The sequence below is a fragment of the Uliginosibacterium sediminicola genome, from assembly GCF_039631295.1.
In the GTDB taxonomy this organism is placed as follows: domain Bacteria; phylum Pseudomonadota; class Gammaproteobacteria; order Burkholderiales; family Rhodocyclaceae; genus Viridibacterium; species Viridibacterium sediminicola.
In genome coordinates, this window is the sequence record NZ_JBDIVE010000004.1 from 187,183 (window position 1) to 208,068 (window position 20,886).

24 protein-coding genes are annotated in these 20,886 nt (G+C 62.9%); 9 read left to right on the forward strand and 15 right to left on the reverse strand.

The window, feature by feature from the left end; genetic code table 11:
- Position 1: 1 nt before the first annotated feature.
- Positions 2-772 carry a sulfite exporter TauE/SafE family protein gene (locus ABDB84_RS09790; protein WP_345919538.1) on the reverse strand — a complete coding sequence of 257 codons (771 nt, stop codon included), beginning with the start codon at positions 770-772 and terminating at the stop codon, positions 2-4.
- Positions 773-888: 116 nt separating this feature from the next.
- Between ABDB84_RS09790 and ABDB84_RS09795 the strand changes: the two genes are divergently transcribed.
- Positions 889-1,788, forward strand: a complete 900-nt coding sequence (locus ABDB84_RS09795) for a DMT family transporter (RefSeq protein ID WP_345919539.1) — start codon at positions 889-891, stop codon at positions 1,786-1,788.
- A gap of 99 nt (positions 1,789-1,887) precedes the next feature.
- Positions 1,888-3,009, forward strand: coding sequence for an HD-GYP domain-containing protein (locus ABDB84_RS09800; RefSeq protein WP_345919540.1), 1,122 nt, complete (start codon positions 1,888-1,890; stop codon positions 3,007-3,009).
- A 6-nt stretch (positions 3,010-3,015) separates the two neighbouring features.
- Here the strand turns inward: ABDB84_RS09800 and ABDB84_RS09805 are convergent, their stop codons facing one another.
- A complete protein-coding gene (locus ABDB84_RS09805; RefSeq protein ID WP_345919541.1) occupies positions 3,016-3,801 on the reverse strand; it encodes an exodeoxyribonuclease III in 786 nt (261 codons plus the stop codon).
- Positions 3,802-3,832: 31 nt separating this feature from the next.
- On the opposite strand from ABDB84_RS09805, the gene pyrE reads away from it, so the two are divergent.
- The 3 genes from pyrE (at position 3,833) to ABDB84_RS09820 (ending at position 5,617) form a co-directional block, all read left to right on the forward strand.
- A complete protein-coding gene (gene pyrE / locus ABDB84_RS09810) occupies positions 3,833-4,477 on the forward strand; it encodes an orotate phosphoribosyltransferase (protein WP_345919542.1) in 645 nt (214 codons plus the stop codon).
- Between the two features lie 10 nt (positions 4,478-4,487).
- The gene (locus ABDB84_RS09815; RefSeq protein WP_345919543.1) at positions 4,488-5,111 is read left to right on the forward strand and encodes a hypothetical protein; all 624 of its coding nucleotides are present in this window, start codon (positions 4,488-4,490) and stop codon (positions 5,109-5,111) included.
- Between the two features lie 299 nt (positions 5,112-5,410).
- Positions 5,411-5,617, forward strand: a complete 207-nt coding sequence (locus ABDB84_RS09820) for a hypothetical protein (protein ID WP_345919544.1) — start codon at positions 5,411-5,413, stop codon at positions 5,615-5,617.
- 8 nt (positions 5,618-5,625) lie between these two features.
- Here the strand turns inward: ABDB84_RS09820 and ABDB84_RS09825 are convergent, their stop codons facing one another.
- Positions 5,626-6,807, reverse strand: coding sequence for a class I SAM-dependent methyltransferase (locus ABDB84_RS09825; RefSeq protein WP_345919545.1), 1,182 nt, complete (start codon positions 6,805-6,807; stop codon positions 5,626-5,628).
- A 31-nt stretch (positions 6,808-6,838) separates the two neighbouring features.
- Between ABDB84_RS09825 and ABDB84_RS09830 the strand changes: the two genes are divergently transcribed.
- A complete protein-coding gene (locus tag ABDB84_RS09830) occupies positions 6,839-7,462 on the forward strand; it encodes an LON peptidase substrate-binding domain-containing protein (protein WP_345919546.1) in 624 nt (207 codons plus the stop codon).
- 3 nt (positions 7,463-7,465) lie between these two features.
- On the opposite strand, the gene ABDB84_RS09835 is transcribed toward ABDB84_RS09830, so the two are convergent.
- From ABDB84_RS09835 to ABDB84_RS09845, 3 genes are all read right to left on the reverse strand, one after another.
- A complete protein-coding gene (locus ABDB84_RS09835; protein ID WP_345919547.1) occupies positions 7,466-7,747 on the reverse strand; it encodes a hypothetical protein in 282 nt (93 codons plus the stop codon).
- A gap of 150 nt (positions 7,748-7,897) precedes the next feature.
- Positions 7,898-8,035 (reverse strand): hypothetical protein, encoded by a 138-nt coding sequence (locus tag ABDB84_RS09840; protein ID WP_345919548.1) that lies wholly within the window; start codon positions 8,033-8,035, stop codon positions 7,898-7,900.
- Positions 8,036-8,105: 70 nt separating this feature from the next.
- Entirely contained in the window at positions 8,106-8,252 is a 147-nt protein-coding gene (locus ABDB84_RS09845) for a hypothetical protein (RefSeq protein WP_345919549.1), read from the reverse strand.
- 110 nt (positions 8,253-8,362) lie between these two features.
- On the opposite strand from ABDB84_RS09845, the gene ABDB84_RS09850 reads away from it, so the two are divergent.
- The gene (locus ABDB84_RS09850) at positions 8,363-9,274 is read left to right on the forward strand and encodes a LysR substrate-binding domain-containing protein (protein ID WP_345919550.1); all 912 of its coding nucleotides are present in this window, start codon (positions 8,363-8,365) and stop codon (positions 9,272-9,274) included.
- Here ABDB84_RS09850 and ABDB84_RS09855 read toward each other — a convergent pair.
- The 5 genes from ABDB84_RS09855 to pepN all read right to left on the reverse strand — a co-directional run bounded on the left by ABDB84_RS09855 (position 9,271) and on the right by pepN (position 15,176).
- Complete coding sequence (locus ABDB84_RS09855) at positions 9,271-10,149, reverse strand: transglutaminase-like domain-containing protein (RefSeq protein WP_345919551.1); 879 nt, start codon at positions 10,147-10,149, stop codon at positions 9,271-9,273. The two genes, ABDB84_RS09850 and ABDB84_RS09855, sit on opposite strands and share 4 nt — an antisense overlap.
- A 141-nt stretch (positions 10,150-10,290) precedes the next feature.
- On the reverse strand, positions 10,291-11,037 hold the full coding sequence (locus tag ABDB84_RS09860) for an NYN domain-containing protein (protein WP_345919552.1): 747 nt from the start codon (positions 11,035-11,037) through the stop codon (positions 10,291-10,293).
- 66 nt (positions 11,038-11,103) lie between these two features.
- On the reverse strand, positions 11,104-11,694 hold the full coding sequence (locus tag ABDB84_RS09865) for a malonic semialdehyde reductase (protein ID WP_345919553.1): 591 nt from the start codon (positions 11,692-11,694) through the stop codon (positions 11,104-11,106).
- 53 nt (positions 11,695-11,747) lie between these two features.
- Positions 11,748-12,446 carry a DsbA family protein gene (locus tag ABDB84_RS09870; protein ID WP_345919554.1) on the reverse strand — a complete coding sequence of 233 codons (699 nt, stop codon included), beginning with the start codon at positions 12,444-12,446 and terminating at the stop codon, positions 11,748-11,750.
- A gap of 66 nt (positions 12,447-12,512) precedes the next feature.
- Entirely contained in the window at positions 12,513-15,176 is a 2,664-nt protein-coding gene (gene pepN / locus ABDB84_RS09875; RefSeq protein WP_345919555.1) for an aminopeptidase N, read from the reverse strand.
- 130 nt (positions 15,177-15,306) lie between these two features.
- Here pepN and ABDB84_RS09880 point away from each other — a divergent pair, with 130 nt between their 5' ends.
- The gene (locus ABDB84_RS09880) at positions 15,307-15,711 is read left to right on the forward strand and encodes a hemerythrin domain-containing protein (protein ID WP_345919556.1); all 405 of its coding nucleotides are present in this window, start codon (positions 15,307-15,309) and stop codon (positions 15,709-15,711) included.
- Between the two features lie 37 nt (positions 15,712-15,748).
- Here ABDB84_RS09880 and speD read toward each other — a convergent pair whose 3' ends face one another.
- From speD to ABDB84_RS09900, 4 genes are all read right to left on the reverse strand, one after another.
- Positions 15,749-16,114: an adenosylmethionine decarboxylase gene (gene speD / locus ABDB84_RS09885; protein ID WP_345919557.1), complete on the reverse strand. Its 366-nt coding sequence runs from the start codon at positions 16,112-16,114 to the stop codon at positions 15,749-15,751.
- A gap of 160 nt (positions 16,115-16,274) precedes the next feature.
- Positions 16,275-17,783 carry a DUF4178 domain-containing protein gene (locus tag ABDB84_RS09890; protein ID WP_345919558.1) on the reverse strand — a complete coding sequence of 503 codons (1,509 nt, stop codon included), beginning with the start codon at positions 17,781-17,783 and terminating at the stop codon, positions 16,275-16,277.
- A gap of 13 nt (positions 17,784-17,796) precedes the next feature.
- Complete coding sequence (locus ABDB84_RS09895; RefSeq protein ID WP_345919559.1) at positions 17,797-18,795, reverse strand: SPFH domain-containing protein; 999 nt, start codon at positions 18,793-18,795, stop codon at positions 17,797-17,799.
- A gap of 40 nt (positions 18,796-18,835) precedes the next feature.
- A complete protein-coding gene (locus ABDB84_RS09900) occupies positions 18,836-19,228 on the reverse strand; it encodes a DUF350 domain-containing protein (RefSeq protein WP_345919560.1) in 393 nt (130 codons plus the stop codon).
- A 143-nt stretch (positions 19,229-19,371) separates the two neighbouring features.
- Here ABDB84_RS09900 and ABDB84_RS09905 point away from each other — a divergent pair, with 143 nt between their 5' ends.
- Entirely contained in the window at positions 19,372-20,886 is a 1,515-nt protein-coding gene (locus ABDB84_RS09905; RefSeq protein WP_345919561.1) for a polyamine aminopropyltransferase, read from the forward strand.

The window sequence follows — 20,886 nt, forward strand, 5'->3', positions numbered from 1 at the left end:
ATCACATCCACGCGCGGAACGATTCCCAGGCCAGCTTGGCGAGCAGGGTGATGGCGAGGATCAGGAACAGGCGGCGGATCCAGTGGTTGCCGCCGCGCATGGCCAGGCGCGTGCCAACCAGCGAGCCGAGGATGCCGGCGATGCCCATCGGAATCGCGAAGTGGTAGAAGACCATGCCGGCGGGCACCAGGAAGGCCAGCGCGGCGAGGTTGGTGCCGAAGTTGACCACCTTGGCGCAGGCCGAAGCGCGCAGGAAGTCGAAGTGGAAGCAGCGCACGAAGAGGAACAGCAGGAAGCTGCCGGTGCCCGGGCCGATGAAGCCATCGTAGAAACCGATCGCCAGGCCGAGGGCGAGACCTTTGTAGAGGTCGCCACGGGTGATCTCCTTGTGCGCATCCTGCGTGCCGAACTGTGGGCGGAACCAGGTGTAGACCAGCATCACGGCGAGGATCACGACCACCACCGGCTTCATCCAGCTGGTCGGCACGATGGACATCACGCTGACCCCTGCCAGCGCACCGATGAAGGCGGACGCTGCAGTCAGCAGCACCAGGCGCCAGGGCAGCGCGATCCGCGTGGCGTACTGGTGCACCGAGGTGGCGTGACCGCAGATCGAGGCGAGCTTGTCGGTGCCCATCAACTGCGCCGGGCTGGCTGTGGTGAGGATGGCGTAGAGGCCGGGTACCTGGATCAGGCCACCACCACCGACGGCCGCGTTGATGATGCCGGTGACAAAGGCCAGCGGCAGCAGAATCAGGAATTCGGGGCTCATGAGGCGCGCGCCCTGCGGGCGTGGGTGATGCGGAGGGAAGCGGGAGTTTAACGCAATTGCGCTAAGCTGCCGGCTCGCTCAGGATAGCGCCTCACTTCTGCGGACCCCGATCAGCCATGTCTTTGCGTACACGTCTTGCCCACCCATATGCCTTGCTGACGCTGACAGTGCTGTTCTGGTCGGGCAACTGGGTGGTCGGGCGCGGTTTTCGCGGTGATGTGCCACCGGTAGCGCTGGCTTTCTGGCGCTGGGTGATTGCCTTTGGCTGCGTATTGCCGTTTGCCTGGCCGCATCGCGCACAGTGCCTGCCAGCCTTGCGCGCGCATTGGCCCATTCTGCTTGCGCTCGGCTTGTTCGGCGTGGCGGGCTACAACACGCTGGCCTATGTCGGCCTGCAGTTCACCACGGCCACCAATGGCGTGCTGCTCAATTCCTTCATTCCCATCGTCATCATCGGTTTGTCCTTTGCCTTTTTCGGCAAGCGTCTGGCCTGGCATGAGGTGCTGGGCGTTGCGGTGTCGCTCAGCGGCGTGACGGTGGTGGTGGCGCATGGCGAATTCGCCCGCTTGGCGGCGCTGAGCTTCAATATTGGCGACTTGTGGATCATGGCCTCGGTGCTGGTGTGGGCGCTGTACACCTTGTTATTGCAGTTCCGCCCCGCTGCTTTGCACCCGATGAGCTTGCTGTGGCTGCTGACCGGCGTCGGCATCATCGGTCTGGCGCCGTTCTATGCTTGGGAACTGGCATCAGGACGCATGATTCATGCAACGCCGGCCGCACTGGCCGGTATGGCGTATACGGGCATCTTTCCGGCTTTCCTCGGTTATGTGTTCTGGAATCGTGCGGTGGCGCAGGTCGGCGGTTCGGTGGCGGGGCTGTTCATCCACATCATGCCGGTGGCGACGCCTTTGCTGTCAGCGATTTTTCTCGGCGAGGTACCGCATCTGTACCACTTCGCAGGGATGGCGCTGATCCTCGGTGGCATCCTGGTGGCGACGCGGCGAAGCAAAGCGTGACGGGCTTGGCGTCTGATCTCTTCAAGCTGGTGTAACGTGCGCCGTAGATCTTGAGCGAGTGGCACATCGAAGAAAGGCCACCAACGAGGAGACACGGGGATGGAGAAGGAACTGCATCGACTGCAGGCGGATCAGCTGCATCTGAATGACGCATTACCCTGGGATGTGCTTGATCTCTCTGGCACCTTGCTGCTGAGCAAGGGCAATGTGGTGCGCAGCGAGGCCCAGCTCAATGAATTGCTCGCCCGCGGCATGTTTGTCGATGCGGCTGAGTACCAGGCTTCCCGCCAGAGCAGTGCGCCGCGCGAGAAAGTGTATGACCCGATCTACCTGATGGAGTCGGTGCAGGCGCATCTGGCCTGGTTGCTGGAGGCGCTGCCGCGTGATGGCAGCTTTGCCGGCGATGTGCGCAACCAGGCGCAACAGGTGGCGGTGCTGGCCAAAAAGAGTCCCGATCTGGCGCTGGCCTCGATCCAGCTGATGGAGCATCGCAACTACCCGATTGCCCATAGTTTCCATGTCGCCGTGCTGGTCGAATTGCTCGCTGCGCGTGCCGGCTGGCCGCAGGCAGAGCGCGAAAGGCTGTGTTGTGCGGCGCTGACCATGAATGTCGGCATGCTGCAGTTGCAGCTGAGTCTGCGCAATCAGCGCGAGTCGCCCAACGCCGCGCAGCGCGAGCAGATCCGCAATCATCCGGCTGAATCGGCGCGCATCCTGATGCAGTGTGGCGTCGAAGACCGCGAGTGGTTGCGTGCGGTGCTCGAACACCATGAGACGCTTGACGGCACGGGCTACCCGCGGAAGGTGAAAAACCCCAGCGAGCTGGCCCAGCTGATCCGCGTGTGCGATGTGTTCAGCGCCAAGATCAGCCCGCGCGCTTATCGCAAACCGGTGCTGGCCAGCGAGGCCACGCGCATCCTGTTTGCTCAGCAAGGGCAGGATCCCTCCAGCCCCTGGCCGGGCATGTTGATCAAGGAACTGGGCATCTACCCGCCGGGCACCATCGTCAAGCTGGTCAATGGCGAGGTGGCCGTGGTCTACAAGCGTGGCGCGACGGCCAAGGCGCCGCTGGTCAAGACCCTGATCAACGCCAAGGGCCTGGCCACCATCGATCCGTTCCAGCGCAATTGTGCCGAAGCGGATTTCGCAATTGCCGCCGTGATGCGCCCCGACAAGTCGCTGGTCGGGCTCGATTTCAAGCAGATCTGGTGCAAGCCCTGAGGCGGCTCAGAACGCGTAATCGATGCTCAGCGGTGCGTGGTCGGAGAAGCGCTGCGCCTTGAACACGGCCGCCGCGCGGGCAGTGGCGGCCAGCGCGGGTGTCGCCAGCTGGTAATCCAGACGCCAACCGACATTGTTGGCCCAGGCCTGACCACGGTTTGACCACCAGGTGTAGCTCTCGCCAGTCGTCTCCGGATGCAGGCGGCGATAGACATCCACCCAGCCCAGTTCGTCCTGCACGCGGCTCATCCAGGCGCGCTCTTCGGGCAGGAAGCCGGAATTCTTCTGATTGCTCTTCCAGTTCTTGAGGTCGATTTCCTGGTGCGCGATGTTCCAGTCCGCACACACGATGACCTCGCGACCGCTTGCGTGCAGCGCCGCCAGACGCGGGTAGAACAGGTCCAGGAAGCGGAACTTGGCCTGCTGGCGTTCCTCCGAGCTGGAGCCCGAGGGCACGTACAGCGAGATGATCGATACGTCCTTGCCGGCATGCGAGAAATCGGTCTGGATGTAGCGCCCTTCGGCATCGAACTCCGCATCGCCGATGCCGCGCGAGATCACGCCAGGCTGGCGGCAATACAGCGCAACGCCGCTGTAGCCGCGTTTCTCGGCGCAGAAGAAATGCCCGCTGTAGCCCGCCGGGTGCAGCAGATCCTGGGTCAGATCCGCTTCCTGTGCCTTCACTTCCTGCAGGCACACCACGTCGGCGTCTTGCGCCGGCAACCAGTCGAAGAAACCCTTGCTGGCAGCCGAGCGGATGCCGTTGAGGTTGGCTGTGATGACGCGTAACATCGGGCCGTCCAATAGTTGAGATTGATCAGTCGTGCATTCTAGTCATAGTCAGGAATTTCTGGCCCTCGCGGTCGATAAAGGCGTGCTGCGTTTTGGCGAGTTCAAGATCAAGTCCGGCCGCCTCTCGCCGTACTTCTTCAACACGGCGCTATTTGACGACGGCGCCTCCTTCGGCGCGCTGTGCGGCTACTACGCGCAAGCCATCCGCGCCAGCGGCATCGCCTTCGACACCTTGTTCGGGCCGGCCTACAAAGGCATCCCGCTGTCCGCCGGCACGGCCATCGCGCTTGCTGCGCAAGGTCAGAATCTGCCGTTCTGCTTCAATCGCAAGGAAGCCAAGGATCATGGCGAGGGCGGTGTGATCGTCGGCGCACCGCTCAAGGGCCGTGTGCTGGTGATTGACGATGTGATCTCCGCCGGCACCTCGGTGCGCGAATCCGTCGAGCTGATCAAGGCCGCTGGCGCCGAGCTGGCCGGTGTGGTGATCGCGCTCGACCGCATGGAACGTGGCACCGGCGCGCTCAGCGCGGTGCAGGAAGTGCGCGAATCCTTCGGCGTGCCGGTGATTGCGGTCGCCACGCTGGCCGATCTGATGCAATATCTGCAAGACAGTCCGACGCTGGCCGCGCATCTGCAGTCGGTCCAGCAGTATCGCGATACCTACGGCGTGGCGTGAGGAGCCGGCGATGAAAGCTTTGCTGCGCATAACGTGTCTGGCCACGCTGGCGTTCGGTAGCCAGTGGGTGGCGGCGCAGACGCGCAGCTACTGCTGTGTCGACAGTTCCGGCCACAAGACCTGCGGCGACCCCCTGCCGCAAGTCTGTTACGACCGTGCCTATCGCGAGATGTCGCCTTCCGGGCGCGTGGTGCGTGAGGTCGAGGCGCCGCTGACGCCTGAACAGCGTGTCCGGCGCGATGCCGAACTCAAGGCGCAGCGCGATCGTGCGATTGCCACGGCCGAAGCACAGCGCCGTGATCGCGTGCTGATGGACACCTACAACAGCGTCAGCGAGATCGAGGCGCGACGCAATCGCGACATCGCCCCGCTCGAAACCGAACTCAAGATTGCCAAATCGCGCGAGGCCGATTTGCTGGCCGCGCGTGCCAAGCTCGAAAAGCAGGTGCCGGCCAATGGCGCCGTGCCGCACGATGTGGCAGATCGACTCGCCACCAATACCTCTGAACTGGCTGCCGTGCGCTCCGTGATCGACAGCAAGCAACGCACCCTTGACGCGACACAAGCGCGCTTTGAGCAAGACCGCACGCGCTATCTCGAACTGAGCGAAGCGGCGGCCAAGAAACGCCCCTGAACGCCCAGCCTCGCAGGCAGACTTTCGGGCAAGAACGCCGACCTTCCGGGCAAGCGCCCGTCACGCGCCGCGTGTGCGCTGCATCATGTGCCCATGGCTTGTACGGGACTACCCGTGGGCGCGTGACAGGGTTTGCAATTGTTCATCAATTCACCGTCATTTCCCCTCAACCTTTTCGGTTAATAAACGTTAAAAGGTTTAAGGATTGCGCAGTTTCAGCGGCTCACATGCCGTGCGAATGAGGCAACTCCTGGAGACAGGCACAACAGAGAGTCTGTCCGGTACAACCGGAGTTTGAAATGACGGTGAAGATCATGAACATGATGACGGGTGAACAACTCTCCGACATGGAGCGTTACGGCGAAGAAGTGCTCAACGCCAACTGGTTGCCGCAACAAGTGCTCAGTGTCGGCCTGCAGCTGGTCAGCTCGGCGGTGCGGGCAACACCGCCGGCGCTGCAGGACATTGATGACTTCATGTCACGCCTGTACCGCTCACAAGAGTGAGTGACTTCTCACAGGGCGTGCGTCCGGTCGCCACGCGCGAATCCGCGCAGTGGCGTCGTCAGCCCACGTCCGAGTGCGATCACCTTGAAGATCTCGCCCATGTCGTGGGCGCCGATCAGGCGTTGCAGCGCGCGTGAGGCGCGCAGGTAGTCGGCACTGTCCGTCTCGCCCCGCTGCGCCAGTCGCTCCAGCACCCCGCAATTGACCAGAAAGCTCGCCTGCGTGGTGTAACCCATCACCTCCAGGCCTTGCGCGAACGCCGCTTCGGCCACCGCGGTGAAATCCACAAATGCAGTGATGTCGTTGAGGCCAGGCCAGCGCAGCAGATCGGTGTGCGCGCGGTGGCGGTAATAGCATTGCAGCGTGCCGTGGCTGCGCGAGGGCAGGTAGTACTCGGCGGCCGGGTAGCCGTAATCGATCAGCAGCACCGCGCCCTGTTGCAGACTGCGCGCCCACTCGCCGATCCAGGCTTGCGCCGAGGGGCAGATTTCGCTGCAGTATTCGCCGTCGGTGCTGGCGGGCGGCGCAGGCAATCTGGCTACGTGTGCGCGCAGGTCTTCGTTCAGCGGACGTTCTTGCCAAGCCAGCGCGTCCGCATCGAGCGTCACGCCGCGTTCGTGACAGACACCGTCGCGCCAGACCAGGCAATGCACCGGCATCACATCCAGCACTTCGTTGGCGATGACGCAGCCGGCAAAGCGCTGCGGCAAGGCATCGAGCCAGCGCACGCGCGGCAGGAGATGCGGCACGCGCGCCTTGAGGGTTTCCTGCTGGCGGGCACGCAGCTCGCCGGAGAGTTCGAGGATCGCGTAGCTGTCGGGCAAGTGACCATCGGCTTCCAGCGTGCTGAGGATGTCGGCCGCCAGCATGCCGGTGCCGGCACCGACTTCGATGATCTGCGCGGCCGACTGCGCCATCACCTCAATGATCTGCGTGGCCAGGGCCGCGCCGAACAAGGGCGTGATTTCCGGCGCGGTGATGAAGTCGCCGTCTTCGCCGAACTTGCGCGAGCCGCCGCTGTAATAGCCGAGGCCGGGCGTGTACAGCGCCAGCTCCATGTAGCGTGCGAAGCTGATCCAGCCGCCGGCACGCTTGATCTCGGCATGGATCAGCGCGGTCAGTTGTGCGGAATGCGCCAGCGCGTCGGGCGAGGGGGCTGGCAGGTCGTTGAGCGGGGTCTGTGCGGTCATGGCGTGATTGTACCGTCGGGTACAATGCGGCATGGCTGCTGATCATCCGGACGCGGCATTCGCCCAGGGCGAAAGCGCCGTCCTTCCCATCTTCCCGCTCGGTAATGTCCTGTTGCCGGGCGGGCGCATGAAGCTGCGCATTTTCGAGGCGCGCTACATGGACATGGTTGCGCGCTGCATGCAGGCAATGTTGCCTTTCGGCATCTGCCTGATCGAGCAGGGCCGCGAAGTCGGTGAAGCTGCCACGCCGCACGCCGTCGGCGTCGAAGCGCATATCGTGGATTGGGACATGCAGCAGCAAGGCGTGCTGGGCATCACCGTCCAGGGCGGGCGCCGCTTTCGCATTGCCGCCCATCGCGTGACGCCGGAAAACACCGTGACGGCCGATGTGCACTGGCTGGCCGAGCAGGATCTGGTGGTGCCGACCCAGTACAGCGCCTTGCAGAACTTATTGCGCCTGATCGCGGCGGACAAGGGCAAAGAGGTGATCGTCGCGCCCTACGACTTCGAGCACGCCTGCTGGCTGGCCTACCGTTTCATTGAAGTGCTGCCGATTCCGCCGCTGGCGCGGCTGCGCTTGCTGGAGCTCGATGATGCGCAGATGCGGCTGGATATCCTCCACACCTATCTGCGCGAACACGGCCTGATCAAGTAGCGCTCAGTTGTGCCGGCTGAGCTGGCTGGACAGCGAATTGTCCCAGGTCACCAGGCCCAGTTCGCGCAGGCGGCGCAGATTGTTGATGGTCGCTTCACCCGCCGTTTCCTGCAGCGTGAGCACGGCTTTGCGGCCGTCGATGAGGATCAGCAAGGCGCGCATGCGCGATTCGAGCTTGAGGGCTCGGGTACGAATCTCTTCGCTGCCTGCGGCAGTCTTGAGGGGGATCAGGCTGGGGTCCAAGCTGTGCTTCCACTTCTGCTGATGGCCAATCGCCAGGTTCACACGCTACGCGAGCGTTTCGCTGTGTGGCATCAGGAAGAACCCGCGCCTGTCGGCAGCGCCCGCTGAGGTCCCTCAAGCGGACTCTTGAGGCCGCCCGCCAGCCAAGGCTGGCGCGGCGTTTTGCGCCTCAAATTGCCGAGTGGACTGCACTTAACCGAAGTATTGTTCGTGATGCATGAACAGCAGCAAGGCTGCCAGCGCGTACGGTGCGGCGGTTTCGATCAGGGCGCGCAGCAAGCTGCGTGTCTGCTTGTTGATGATCGTCTGCGGATGATGAATGTGAAACATGATGATTCTCCTTGCGCGGGCGTGTCAGGGCCCGGCCTGTTGTGCCGTGCAGCTGCGAAGGCAGTGCGTGTCAGATGCCGAAAGGTGTGCCCGGGCGTGGCTCGGGATGGGACGCACGGCCGCGCAGATGCGGCGTGGCGGCAAAGGGCTGGGCAAGGAACGGGTCGCAGGAGACCAGGTGCCTTGCGTTGGCCGTGCCGTGAATGGGCTTGGACATGGGGTCACCTGTTGATGAAGTATTGCGTGTTTGAACTATAGACCCGCTTGTGCTCGAATAAGCCTAATTCATTGTTCGGCTGAGTCGAACAATTCAACGCGAGGTGCGCCATGAAGCATTTTGTCGAACTGCAGACTTTTCTCTGCGTAGCCGAGCTGGGTTCCTTTTCGGCGGCGGCGCGGCGCCTGGGCCTGGCGCGTTCGACAGTGAGCATGCATGTGCAGACGCTGGAGGCAGCGCTGGGTATGGCCTTGTTCAACCGCAGCACGCGCCATGTTTCGCTGACCGCCGATGGCGAGCGTTATGCCGAGCGCGCGGCGGTGCTGGTCAGCGGCCTCGATGATCTGAGTGCCGAGTTCTCGCGCCGTGCCGGCCGCGTGGCCGGCCATCTGCACGTGCAGATGACCGAGTCGATTGCCAACACCCTGGTATTGCCGCGGATGGCGGAATTCCTGCGCGATTACCCCGATCTGGCGCTGCGCATTTCACTCTCCGAGCGCGCGCCGGATCTGGCCGCCGAGGGCATCGACGTGGCCTTGCGCCTGTCGGCGGCCAAGGATTCGGCGTATCGCTACCGGCGCTTTGGCCAGGTCAGCTTTGTGATGGCGGCGAGCCCGGCCTATCTGGCGCGTTTTGGCACGCCCAAGCATCCGAATGACTTGCTGCGTCATCGCATGATCGACTTCTTCGATGCCGATGCTGGCAAGCCCATCGATTACGTGCTGGTCAAAGGGCGCGAGAAGATCACCGTGGCGGCCGACGGCGATCTGGCCGTGGACAACGCGCGTGCCGGCCTGAGCTGCGCGCTGGCGGGCGTGGGCATTTACGAGGATTTCGATTTCCTGCTGCGCCCGCATCTGGCCGAGGGCAAGCTGCTGCGCGTGCTGCCGGACTGGTTGCGGCCGGGGCCGGCGGTGGTGGCCCTGTATCCGGGCGGGCGGCAAAGCTCAGCGCCGGTGCGCGCCTTCCTGAAATTCCTTGATGGCGTGCTGGGTCCGGCGCTGCAGAACCGCGGCGTTTAGACCGCGCTGCCGAAGCCGGCGTCGGTCGACAGCGCTTCCGGACGATGGCGCGGCATGTCGAGCCCCTGCGCCGGATCGGCAATGGCTTCGATGTGCAGCACCGGCACGAAGGATTGCAGACCGCCGAAAATGGTGGCGAAGGACACATCAGCAGCATCACGGCCGCTGCCAAAGCGCACGAAGCCCATCGGGATGGCGGTGCCGGAGGGGTCGAACAGATACCAGCGGTGGCTGAGGAAGACTTCGACATAGGCGTGGAAGTCGGTCGGCCCGAGTGCCGGATCGGCGCCGTAGTCGATGCCCGAGGTAAAGCGGGCCGGGATGTTGACGGCGCGGCACATGGCGATCATCAGATGCGCGAAATCGCGGCATACCCCCGCGCCTTGCTGGATGCTGTTGAGCGCCGAGGTGTTGGGGTTCGATACGCCGGATTTGAAAGTCATGCGGCTGCGCACCCAGCGCTGGATCGCCAGCACGCGGCTGTAGCCCTTGGGCAGGGCGCCGAATTCGCGCGCGGCAAAGACATGCAGCGCGTCCGACTCGCAGTAGCGGCTGGGGTACAGGAAGGGCAGCACTTCGGCCGGCAGCTGGGCGATCGGCAGCTCCATCAGCTGATCGGGCTGGTCGACGTAGTGGCGGATGTCCACCGTGGCCTCGTAACGCACGGTCAGCGCGCCGCGTTCGGCCCGCAGGCGCATGAAGCGGTTGCCGGAGACATCGGTGTAATGCGTGCAAGGCACCGGCTGGGTGATGCTCAGACGCTCGTTGAGGATGCGCTGGCAGGGCGTGTGGGCGGCCTGGACATTGAAGATGAAGTCACAGGGCCACTCGCCGATTTGATAGGCGAGTTCGAGTGAGAAGCGTAGCCTGACCATGATGTACCTCGTGAGCGTGCGGTGGAGCACGCTGCAGTCAGGATGAAATGGGGCGGCGGCCCGTGGGGCCGTGCTGACTGTGTGTCGGTGCGGACACCCCACTGTAACAGGCCGCAGCCGCTGCCGCGCGGCGCACGTCAACTATTGCGCAGATTCGCTGCCAGCGGCCTTGCCGCGGCGCTTGTCGCGCAGATAGCTGGTCTTCTCGCGCAGTTCGATGTCGAACAGATCGGTGGCGCGGAACAGGTCGATGAGTTTCTTGTAGCCGTAGTTGCGGGCGTCGAACGAGGCCTGGTTGGCAATGTGCTGGCCGACGCGGCCCAGATGCGCCCAGCCATCGTCGCCCTCGGCCGCTTGCACGGCATTGCGCAGCAGGCTGACCAGGCGCGCATCGCCCTTGAGCGCCTTGGCCGACTTTTTGGTGACCGTGCTGTCGACCTCGGTGCTGACCGCTTCTTCGGTGTCGAGGTAGAGGAACTTCGAGCAGGCATTGACGAAGGCCAGCGGCGACTTGCGCTCGCCGAAGCCGACCACGGTCTTGCCGTCGGCTTGCAGGCGCGTGGCCAGCGGCGTGAAATCGGAATCGGAGGAGACCAGCGCAAACACATCGACCTTGCGGCCGTAGAGGGTGTCCATGGCGTCGATGACCAGGGCGATGTCGGTGGCGTTCTTGCCCTTGGTCAGGTCGAACTGCTGGATCGGCTGGATGGCGTATTCGTGCAGCAGGCGCTCCCAGGAATTGAGGCGCTCGCCCTTCCAGTTGCCGTAGGCACGGCGGATGCCGACCGTGCCCAGCGCCGCCAGCTCGTTGAGGATCACATCAACATGGGTGGCCGGCGCATTGTCGGCGTCGATGAACAGGGCAACGAAACGGTCGGGCGTACTCATGTCCTGCCTCGCTTGGCATCAAAGCAGGCATTGTAGTCGCCCGGCCGTCCGCGGCCCGGTTTGTTTTCAGAGGATCTGGGCAACCTCGTCAAAGCCCAGACGCGGGCCACGCGGATAGTTGCCGGCGACATCGCCGTAACCGATGTTGATCAGGAAGTTGGCGCGGTAGCGGCCGTCGGCAAAGAACTCGGCATTCACCTTGTCGGCATCGAAGCCGCCCATCGGGCCACAGTCCAGACCCAGCATGCGTGCAGCGATGATCAGATACGCGCCTTGCAGGGTACCGTCACGCAGGCCGACCTTGTCGGCGAGAGCCGGATTGGCCTCGTACATCGGGCGTGCATCGTAGGCCGGGAATTGCGTGGCGAGATGCTCGAAGAAGCGGCTATCGGTGGCGACGAGGACGGTCAGCGGCGCGGCCATGGTCTTTTCCAGATTGCCGGCGGCCAGCGCCGGGCGCAGACGCTCGCGCGATTCCTTCGATTGCAGGAACAGGAAACGGCCAGCCTGGCTGTTCATCGAGGTCGGGCCCCATTTGAGCAATTCATGCAGGGCATGGATCGTTTCTGCGCTGACCGGTTTGTCGGTGAAGCGGTTGAAGCTGCGTGCAGTGCGGAATACCAGGTCATAGGCCTGCGCGGGGAGCGGAAAATCCATCAGAAACCTCCGGTCGGATGTGGCCACAGTGCGGCCAAGTGAGTGAAAACGGTTCAATGCGTGGCTGTCGTGCGGATCATCGCGGCGAACTGTACTGCGGAATAGCCGGTGCGGTTGTGATCGATGCGGATCATGCGCCGGCCATGTTCGAGGATGAAGTTCGGCAAGCCTTGAGCACCGCTGGCTTGCAGCATGGCGCGTGCGCGTTTGGCGGCGTTGCCCAGATTGGTCAGCTCGGCATCGAGCGCGGCCTTGAAATGCGTGGGCAGGATGTCCATGCCGCGTGCGAAACGTTCCAGCGGTTCGCGCTGGCAAACGTCCAGTCCGGCCTGGAAGTGGGCGTTCTGGATCGTTTCGAGCATGTCCAGACCACCGCTGACGATGCAGCGCTCGGCGGCCAGCACGGCGGCGGCCGGCAGCGTGGAGTCGAAGACCAGCTGATCGGCATCGCGGACGCGGGCTTTGTAGGCCTCGCCAAAGTCCAGCCCGCTGCTGGTCTGGATGCGCTGATCAGCCAGACTCAGCTGGGCGCGCTGTTCTTTGTCCAGCGCCGTGGGCTGGGCGTAGAGCAGGCCGGGGTGAAAGCGCAGATGCAGTTCATCACCCAGCACGGCGAGGCTCTCGCGCAGCATTGGACCCGCCCCGTAACACCAGCCACAGAGCGGATCGAAGATGTAGTGAAGGCTTGCGTGCATCGCTTCGTACCGGGCCTGATCAGGCACCACTGTAGCGCGTACGGGATGGCGAAACATTTCGGCAATGTAAATAGGTCATTGCTTTAAACGGCATAATCGCGGCCCCGTACGCGGTCGGCGGACTTAGTCGAGCGCCTTGCTGACCACCTCGCTGACATCGCTGGACAAGCCCACATGGGCGCGAATGCGTTCGAGCTGCACGCGGGCCAGCGCCTGGCGCGCTGCATCGAACTTCTTCCAGCGGTCAAACGTGCGCGCGATGCGCGAGGCCACCTGCGGATTCATCGCATCGAGCTCGACGATCACATCGGCCGCCAGCTTGTAACCGCTGCCGTCTGCCGCATGGAAGTGTTTGGGATTGGCGGCGCAGAAGGCGCGCACCAGCGCATAGACCTTGTTCGGATTGCGGATGTCGAAGGCCTCGTGCGCCATCAGCGCGCGGACGTCGGCTGTCGTCGTCGCCAGACGCGAGGTCGATTGCACCTGCAGCCATTTGTCGACCACCAGGGCTTCGTGCTTCCACTTGCTGTAGAAGCTGTCGAGCACGGTGTGGCGCGCCGGGATGTCGAGGTTGGCGATCGCGCTGAGCGCAGCCATGGTGTCGGTCATGTTGGCCGCTTGCTCGTAGTGGCTGAGCACCAGCGCGTTGGCAGCTTCATCGCCAAGCTCGGCCAGATAGCCGAGGCAGGCATTGCGCAGCGCGCGCTTGCCCGACTGCGCACCGTCCGGCGAGTAGGGTGCGTCGATGGCGAGCTGCGCGTAGGCGCTTTCGAACTCGCTGCGCAGCGCGCGCGCCAGATGCTGACGCAGGGCGAGGCGGGCGGCGTGGATCGCATCCGGATCGACCACTGCCATCTGTTCGGCGAGGTAGGTTTCGGACGGCAGCAGCAGCGCTTCCGCGACCAGCGCCGGATCACCAGCGGGCGCGAAGGCCGAGGCAAGCAGGGCGCGGATGGCGTCGACGTAGGGCGCTGGAATCCACTCCCCCTGCGCCTTGTGCTCAACACCCTTGAGCAGGATGCCCGTCGCCAGTCGCTGGCCGGCCTCCCAGCGATTGACGGCGTCGCTGTCATGCGCCATCAGATGTGTGAGCGCGGCGTCGCTGTAGTCGTAATCGAGCACGACCGGCGCCGAGAAGCCACGCAGCAGCGAAGGCACGGGCTCGCTCGCGATGTCTTCAAAGACGAAGGTCTGTGTGTCTTCGCGCAGCGTCAGCACGCGTTGCGTGCCGGCAGCGGAGGTTTCGCCAGACAGCCGCAGCGGCAGTTCCTTGCCGGCGGCATCGAGCAGGCCGATCACCAGTGGCAGGTGATACGGACCGCGCGCTTGCGGCAAGCCATCGGCGGCCATGCGTTCTTCGTAAGGTGTGGCCGGGTAATGTTGTGTCACCGTCAGCGTATAGCGCTTGGCGGCGGCATCGAATGCGCTCTTCACGACGAGGCGCGGCGTGCCGGCCTGGTTGTACCAGCGCTGGAATTGCGTGAGATCCAGACCCGAAGCGTCCTGCATCGCGGCGACGAAATCCTCGCAGGTCACCGCCTGGCCGTCGTGGCGCGCGAAATAGAGATCCATGCCTTGGCGGAAAGCTGCCTTGCCGATCAGGGTGTGGATCATGCGGATCACTTCCGCGCCCTTTTCGTACACCGTGGCGGTGTAGAAGTTGTTGATCTCGGCGTAGCTGGCCGGGCGGATCGGGTGCGCCATCGGGCCCGCATCTTCCGGGAACTGCGCGGCGCGCAAGGTACGCACTTCCTGGATGCGCGTCACGCCAGCCGAGTGCACATCCATGCCGAAGTTCTGGTCGCGGAAGACGGTCAGCCCTTCCTTGAGCGAAAGCTGGAACCAGTCGCGGCAGGTGACGCGGTTGCCGGTCCAGTTGTGGAAGTACTCGTGCGCGACCACGCGGTCGATGTTCTGGTAATCGGTGTCGGTCGCCGTGTCGGGGCGGGCCAGCACGTACTTGGTGTTGAAGATGTTGAGGCCCTTGTTCTCCATGGCGCCCATGTTGAAGTCGCCCACCGCGACGATCATGTAGTGCTCCAGGTCCATCTCCAGCCCGAACACATCCTCGTCCCACTTCATCGATTTCTTCAGCGCAGCCAGCGCGTGATCGCACTGGTCGAGCTTGCCCGGCTCCACATAGACCGCGCATCGCACGCGGCGGCCCGATGTCGTGGTGTAGTAATCCTCGACCACATCCAGCTTGGCGGCGACGCAGGCGAAGAGATAAGCCGGCTTGGCGAAGGGATCTTCCCATTTGGCCCAGTGAAAGCCGTTTGCTTCATCGCCCTGCGCCACCGGATTGCCATTGGCCAGCAGCACCGGAAAGGCCGCCTTGTCGGCATGCAGGGTGCAGCTGAACTTGGCCATCACATCGGGGCGATCCGGGTAGAAGGTGATGCGGCGGAAGCCCTGCGCCTCGCACTGCGTGAAGTAACCGTCTTTCGAGCGGTACAGGCCGGAGAGCTGGGTGTTCTTGTCCGGCTCGATACGCACCACCGATTCGAGCACAAAGGCCTCCGGCAGCGTCGTGATCGACAGCCCGGCGTCGCTCAGCACATAGTCGGCGGGGCTCAGCGCACGGCCGTCGATACTCAGCGCTTCAAGCTGCAGATCTTCGCCATCGAGCCACAGCGCGCTGGCCGTGGCGGCCGGATTGCGGCGCATCGACAGTCGCGCAGTCACCCGCGCGAAGCCGGTGTGGATGGCGATGTCCAGCGCAAGCTGGTCGACCAGATAGGCCGGTACGGTGTAGTCCTTGAGGTAGATGGTCTGGGCGGCGTTCATCAGCGGTGGTCCGGCAAGAGGGAGGGAAACATTCTGCATTGTACGACGCGCAGCATTTGCGCTAGATCAAGCCCGGCTGCATCGGGCGTGCCTTAAATTCAAGCTTGACACTTTGTCGGCTAAAAACATCATGCGCAAACTCCCCCTTCGTTTGAAGCACCTCTCGCAGGAGCATCGCGCCGCGCTGCTCCTCTCCGCCGCCGGCCGCGACGCGATGCCGCAGGACGACTCCGACCTGCCGTCCTTCGTCAAAGGCGTGTGCACGATTTTCCAGCAGGAAATGGAACCTCATTTCCAGGAGGAAGAACGCCACGTGCTGCCGCGCCTGCGCGAACTGGGCCGCGACGACCTCGCCGACCGCACCCTGGCCGAACACAACCAGATGCGCGCCCTGATCACCCAGATGGGCGAGGCACCCACCTCCGCCATGGTGCGCGATTTCTCGACCGTACTCCAAGGCCACGTCGAATTCGAAGAAGGCGTGGTGTGGGACGTGCTGGAAAGCTCGCGCGACCTGGTACTGAACGAAGCCTGAGCACGCGTGTGGTGCCAGCCTGTTGAAGCGGATCAGCTCAGACTGATACGGCAGCGGGCTGTCTTTCAAGCACACGGATGCTGCTGGCTTTGCCGTGCAAGCCCGATTCGATGTGGGATGCAGCCAGCTCCGGCCGCGCGTCGCCGCACATGAAAATGTCGACGGCGGCGTAGGCGTGTTCCGGCCAGGTGTGGATGCTGATGTGCGACTCTTGCAGCAGCAGCATGCCGGTGACGCCCATGTCGGGGCCAAAATGGTGAAAATGCGCGTGAATCACGGTTGCGCCAGCCAGGCTGGCCGCTTCACGCAGCAGCCTTTCTATCCCCGCCACATCTGACAGGTGCCTGCTGTCAGCAAGGTTCAGATCCAGCAGCAGATGCCGCCCGGCGCCGCTTGAGCTCATTTATGCCCGCCTCCGCCAAAGCCACCACTACCGTAGCCTGAGCCGCCCCAGCTGCGATAGCTGCCGGACGAATGACCGGAAGAGCTCTCTGACGCATGGTTGCATGAGGTGACGAGCACGGTGATGAATGCTGCGTAGATGATATAGACCACGCGTCCCATCAGTCCTCATCTCCAGAGAACAGCTCCTTGCCTTTGAGTACCGGGTACCACAAGGCGAACAAGCCGATAAATGGCCACATCAGGCCGTCTTCAGTATTCAGCATGACTTTGGCGTTGAGGATCAGGATCAGGGCGCTGAACGCAATGGCCGCATTGCGGCAGAAGGGGCCGCTGTCCTCGTTGTCCTGAGCTGCGGACGCAGAGGCGATTTCCGGCTGCGCCGCTTTGCCGAACCAGCGCATGACGCTCTGTGTGGGGACGCGTTTGGCCAGGCTCCAGGTCAGCTCCTCGCGATTGCGTTCTGCAGACAGAATCCGTTGGCCGTTTTTGTAGTCGCGTACGGTGACCCGATCCCCTACTTTGACCCGCCAGTTGAAGGCGCCTGCGGCCCAGATGACTTCTGCCGTGTAGTCATAGCGTTTGTTAAAACTCAGGCCGCGATGCTTGAGCGTGTTGGCGCCATTCGGCGACGGCCAGTCGTCGAGGACCTCGACCAGATCCCAGCCTTCCATGCTTTCAACGATCCAGCGCAGACCTGCGTCCGGGTTGTAGAGCAGGTACTCGACCCAGCTTGAGCTCTCGTCCGGGTTGCCAATTTCCTTGCGCTCCAGCAGGCCGATCAGGGTCCATGGCTGTTTATCGATTTGCGCCGTGTCGCCCAATGCGAGCGTCGTGCTGCGTGCCTCAAGCTGATCGTGTTTGGCCAGCACTTCGAACTTGTCGCTATGCGTTGTAGCGTTGCGGTCGGGCGATACTTCGGCGTGGCAGCTCTGGCAGACCAGATGTTGCGCAATGCCTGCACGGTAGCTGATGGACGCGCCGCAATTAGGGCAGTCAAGATTGCCGACGCTGCCCGGCAGCTTGCCTGCGCGCTCGCTGATCTGCTGCGTTGAGCGCAGGTTCTGGCACTTGAGGGTATGCAGCGTGACACGCTTGCCCAGGTAGGCTGTCGGCACTGCGGCATCGGAATAATCGAGCGTGAGAAACAGATGGCCGCTGCGGAAGTCAGCGACACGCGCCTCCCAACCTGTATTGGCGCGAAACGGCAGTTCGCCTTCGCCACCGCTGCAGCGGGCTGTGCGGATATCGGCTGCAATATAGTCCGCACCGTTGAAGAGCAGCTTGTCGCCTGCGGTGATGCTGTTGAAGTCGGGGAGCTTGGCCTCGGCTTTGTCGAGCTTCGTGGTCAGGCTGTACTGGCCGGATGCATCTGCGAGCCAGGCACTGCTGCCATCATCAAGCAAGAGGTGCCATTCATTCCAGTAGCCCTCGGCATAGATCAGTTGCAAACGTCCGACGACGCTGAACTGGAGGCCTTGAAAAACACCGCTGGTACCGATCTGGATCGGTGACCAGTCCTCCAGCACACTGCCCATCTTGCCGATGTCGCGCACCGAGTCCGCATCGCGCAGCAGCGTGCTCTGGCAATAGCTGCACACCGCCAGGACACTGGCGGCCGAACGAAAGCTGACCTGTGCCCCGCAGGAGGGGCAGGCGACCTGGAACATGACGGGCCTGACCTCAGCCGATCAGCTTTTTGAGGATTTCGGCTTTCGCACCCTCGTAATCCGCAGCTGAGATCAGCCCCTTGTCGAGCAGGGACTTGAGCTTTTCCAGGCGGAGTTCAGGCGTTTCGGCGGCAGGCTGTGCCGCTTGCGACAGGGAGTTGCGCATGGCATCGGCCATCACTTGTCCGACGCCTACACCTGCAGCGAGGCCGGCACCGACGCCCGCCAGTCCGCCCTCGTTCTGCGCGGCGAGCGGAATGCTGCTGGCTACCTGATACTGCGTGAACTTGCCCAGATCGCCCATCATGCCCATCGAAATGCGCGTGTCGATGGCCTTCTGCAAGTCTTCGGGCAGGGATACGCTTTCGACGGCGAATGCGTCCAGTGCCAGCCCGTAGCGTTCGAAGACCGGCGCCATGGTTTCGCGTATTTTGTCGGACATCAGCTGCTGGTTGGCCGCCATGTCGAGGAAGGGCACGTCGGCGCCACCGAGCGTGCTCGACAGGCTCGTGACAATGAGATTGCGCAGCTGCTGTTCGAGATCTTCCACCGTGTAGGTGTCACGCGTGCCGCTGATCTCGGTATGCAGCTTTTTCGGGTCGGCCAGCTTGTACGAGTACATGCCGAAGGCGCGCAGGCGCACCATGCCGAAATCCTTGTCGCGGATCGTCAGTGGCTGCGGTGTACCCCACTTGCGGCCCAGCTGCAGGCGCGTGCTGAAGAAGTACACATCGCTCTTGAAGGGCGACTCGAAGAATTTGTCCCAGTTCTGCAGATAGGTCAGTACCGGCAGGGTCTGCGTCGTGAGCTTGTAAGTGCCGGGGCCGAATACATCGGCCAGCTTGCCTTCGTTCACGAACACCGCAAGCTGCGATTCACGCACCACCAGCGTGCCGCCGTTCTGGATTTCCATGCCTTCCATGGGATAGCGCCAGGACAACACGCCATCGCCATCCTCCGTCCACTGGAGGACGTCGATAAACTGCTTCTTGATGAAATCGGTCAGGCCCATTGCGGCTCCTTGCTCCAGAAGTGGAAGGCGTGGGTAAGTGTCAGGACAAACATGCGGCGTTGATGATGCCTACCACGAGGGACGTGAGCCCCATCAGGGCCCCCATGGCGATATTGTTATCGGATAGCTCTTGAACCATGTTTGGTAGCGCGCGCGCCAAGACGGCATAGGCGGCGACCTGGACAAGCATTGCGCAGCTTCCCCAGGTCATGAACATGATGAAGTTGTCGCTGTGCAGGATGCTCGACGCGATGGTGAGCGAGAAGCCCAGCGTTGCGCCTGCCAGCGATAGCGCAGCGGCGACGCAGCCCTGGCGGATCAACGAGATCTCGTCGAACGGCGTGGTGCGTAAATAAACGATCACGAAAACGCCCAGCATCGCGAGCCCCGCGAGCAGGTGGATGCAGTAGTTTCCGATAGCCTGTATTAACATCGCGGCAGTGTCTCCCGAGGCACTACATGTATATGTGGCGTAATTTGCTGCCGAGACTAACAAGTGCTTCAAATGACGGCAAGCATCATCCGACATGCCGCTGCTGTTTAATCAATTATTCATCACGCACAACCCTTTCGGGCATGTTTGCTGACCGCATACTTATCCTCTCCGTGTTTGTGGTCGCCTCGTGTGGGCTGGCTTACGAACTGATTGTGGGTGCTCTATCGAGCTACTTGCTGGGTGACTCCATCCTGCAGTACTCGTCCATCATCGGCTGCTACCTGTTCGCCATGGGGGTGGGTTCGCATGTGTCTAAATACGTGCGTGACGAAGACACGGTCAGCCGCTTCGTCGAAATCGAGCTGCTGGTCGGGCTGATCGGCGGCGTCTCGGCCAGCGTGCTGTTCCTGGTTTTTGCGTGGTTGGCGTCGCCCTTCCGCACCGTGCTGTATGCGTTGGTGTTTCTGATCGGCATGCTGGTGGGCATGGAGATTCCGCTGGTGATGCGCATCTTCAATGAGCGTCGTGCGGAGTTCCGCGAAATGGTCAGTCGCGTGCTGACCTTCGATTATCTCGGCGCGCTTGCGGTGTCCCTGCTGTTTCCGCTGCTGCTTGCGCCCAAACTGGGGCTGGCGCGCACGGCCTTGCTGTTCGGCATTGCCAACGTGCTGGTGGCATTGCTGACAGCGCGCCACTTCCGCGAACACATTCGCTCACCACGCGGCGTCAAGCTGCGCGGCATGGCGGTGCTGGTGTTGCTGCTCGCGGCCTTCGTAGGCGCCGGGCGCATGACAAAGCTCGCCGAGCAGGGTCTGTTCGGCGACAACATTGTGCATGCCGTCACCACGCCTTACCAGCGTCTGGTGATCACGCAGTGGAAAGATGATCTGCGCCTGTATCTCAACGGCAATCTGCAGTTCTCTTCGCTGGATGAACATCGCTATCACGAAGCGCTGATTCACCCTGCCATGCAGAACCTGCCCGCTGCGCATTCCGTACTGGTGCTCGGTGGCGGCGACGGCCTGGCTGTGCGCGAGCTGCTCAAGTACAAACAGCTTGAGCAGATCACCCTTGTTGACCTGGATGCGCAGATGACCACGCTGTTCTCCAGCGCCGCGCGCCTGACCGCGCTCAACCAGCACGCGCTGACGGACACACGCGTCAAAGTCATCAATGCGGATGCTGCGCAATGGCTGGAGAACAGCTACGCACAGTTCGACCTCATCGTTATCGATCTGCCGGACCCCTCAAGCTACGCGCTTGGCAAGCTCTATTCCGTACCCATGTACCGCCTGGTCAGCAAACATCTGGCGGCCAATGGCTACATCGTCGTGCAATCGACTTCGCCCTGGTATGCGCCACATGCCTTCTGGTGCGTTGTGGAAACGCTCAAGGCGGCTGGCTTGCACACTTGGCCTTACCACGCGCATGTACCCTCGTTTGGCGAATGGGGCTATGTGCTGGCCGCGCCGCATGAGCGTTTCGTGATCCCGACTTCCTACAGCATTCCGATGCGCTTTCTGGATGCCGACACCACGCGTGCGATGTTCAGCTTCCCCACCGACATGCAGGTGCCACAGGTCGAAGCCAATCATCTCAACGATCAGGTTCTGGTCCGCTACTTCGAGCAGGACTGGGGCCGCATGCAGCACTGA

Coding starts and splice junctions, on each gene's coding strand:
- ABDB84_RS09790 (WP_345919538.1), bottom strand. CDS start 772: ATGAGCCCCGAATTCCTGATTCTGCTGCCGCTGGCCTTTGTCACCGGC.
- ABDB84_RS09795 (WP_345919539.1), top strand. CDS start 889: ATGTCTTTGCGTACACGTCTTGCCCACCCATATGCCTTGCTGACGCTG.
- ABDB84_RS09800 (WP_345919540.1), top strand. CDS start 1,888: ATGGAGAAGGAACTGCATCGACTGCAGGCGGATCAGCTGCATCTGAAT.
- ABDB84_RS09805 (WP_345919541.1), bottom strand. CDS start 3,801: ATGTTACGCGTCATCACAGCCAACCTCAACGGCATCCGCTCGGCTGCC.
- ABDB84_RS09815 (WP_345919543.1), top strand. CDS start 4,488: ATGAAAGCTTTGCTGCGCATAACGTGTCTGGCCACGCTGGCGTTCGGT.
- ABDB84_RS09820 (WP_345919544.1), top strand. CDS start 5,411: ATGACGGTGAAGATCATGAACATGATGACGGGTGAACAACTCTCCGAC.
- ABDB84_RS09825 (WP_345919545.1), bottom strand. CDS start 6,807: ATGACCGCACAGACCCCGCTCAACGACCTGCCAGCCCCCTCGCCCGAC.
- ABDB84_RS09830 (WP_345919546.1), top strand. CDS start 6,839: ATGGCTGCTGATCATCCGGACGCGGCATTCGCCCAGGGCGAAAGCGCC.
- ABDB84_RS09840 (WP_345919548.1), bottom strand. CDS start 8,035: ATGTTTCACATTCATCATCCGCAGACGATCATCAACAAGCAGACACGC.
- ABDB84_RS09845 (WP_345919549.1), bottom strand. CDS start 8,252: ATGTCCAAGCCCATTCACGGCACGGCCAACGCAAGGCACCTGGTCTCC.
- ABDB84_RS09850 (WP_345919550.1), top strand. CDS start 8,363: ATGAAGCATTTTGTCGAACTGCAGACTTTTCTCTGCGTAGCCGAGCTG.
- ABDB84_RS09855 (WP_345919551.1), bottom strand. CDS start 10,149: ATGGTCAGGCTACGCTTCTCACTCGAACTCGCCTATCAAATCGGCGAG.
- ABDB84_RS09860 (WP_345919552.1), bottom strand. CDS start 11,037: ATGAGTACGCCCGACCGTTTCGTTGCCCTGTTCATCGACGCCGACAAT.
- ABDB84_RS09865 (WP_345919553.1), bottom strand. CDS start 11,694: ATGGATTTTCCGCTCCCCGCGCAGGCCTATGACCTGGTATTCCGCACT.
- ABDB84_RS09870 (WP_345919554.1), bottom strand. CDS start 12,446: ATGTTTCGCCATCCCGTACGCGCTACAGTGGTGCCTGATCAGGCCCGG.
- pepN (WP_345919555.1), bottom strand. CDS start 15,176: ATGAACGCCGCCCAGACCATCTACCTCAAGGACTACACCGTACCGGCC.
- ABDB84_RS09880 (WP_345919556.1), top strand. CDS start 15,307: ATGCGCAAACTCCCCCTTCGTTTGAAGCACCTCTCGCAGGAGCATCGC.
- speD (WP_345919557.1), bottom strand. CDS start 16,114: ATGAGCTCAAGCGGCGCCGGGCGGCATCTGCTGCTGGATCTGAACCTT.
- ABDB84_RS09890 (WP_345919558.1), bottom strand. CDS start 17,783: ATGTTCCAGGTCGCCTGCCCCTCCTGCGGGGCACAGGTCAGCTTTCGT.
- ABDB84_RS09895 (WP_345919559.1), bottom strand. CDS start 18,795: ATGGGCCTGACCGATTTCATCAAGAAGCAGTTTATCGACGTCCTCCAG.
- ABDB84_RS09900 (WP_345919560.1), bottom strand. CDS start 19,228: ATGTTAATACAGGCTATCGGAAACTACTGCATCCACCTGCTCGCGGGG.
- ABDB84_RS09905 (WP_345919561.1), top strand. CDS start 19,372: ATGTTTGCTGACCGCATACTTATCCTCTCCGTGTTTGTGGTCGCCTCG.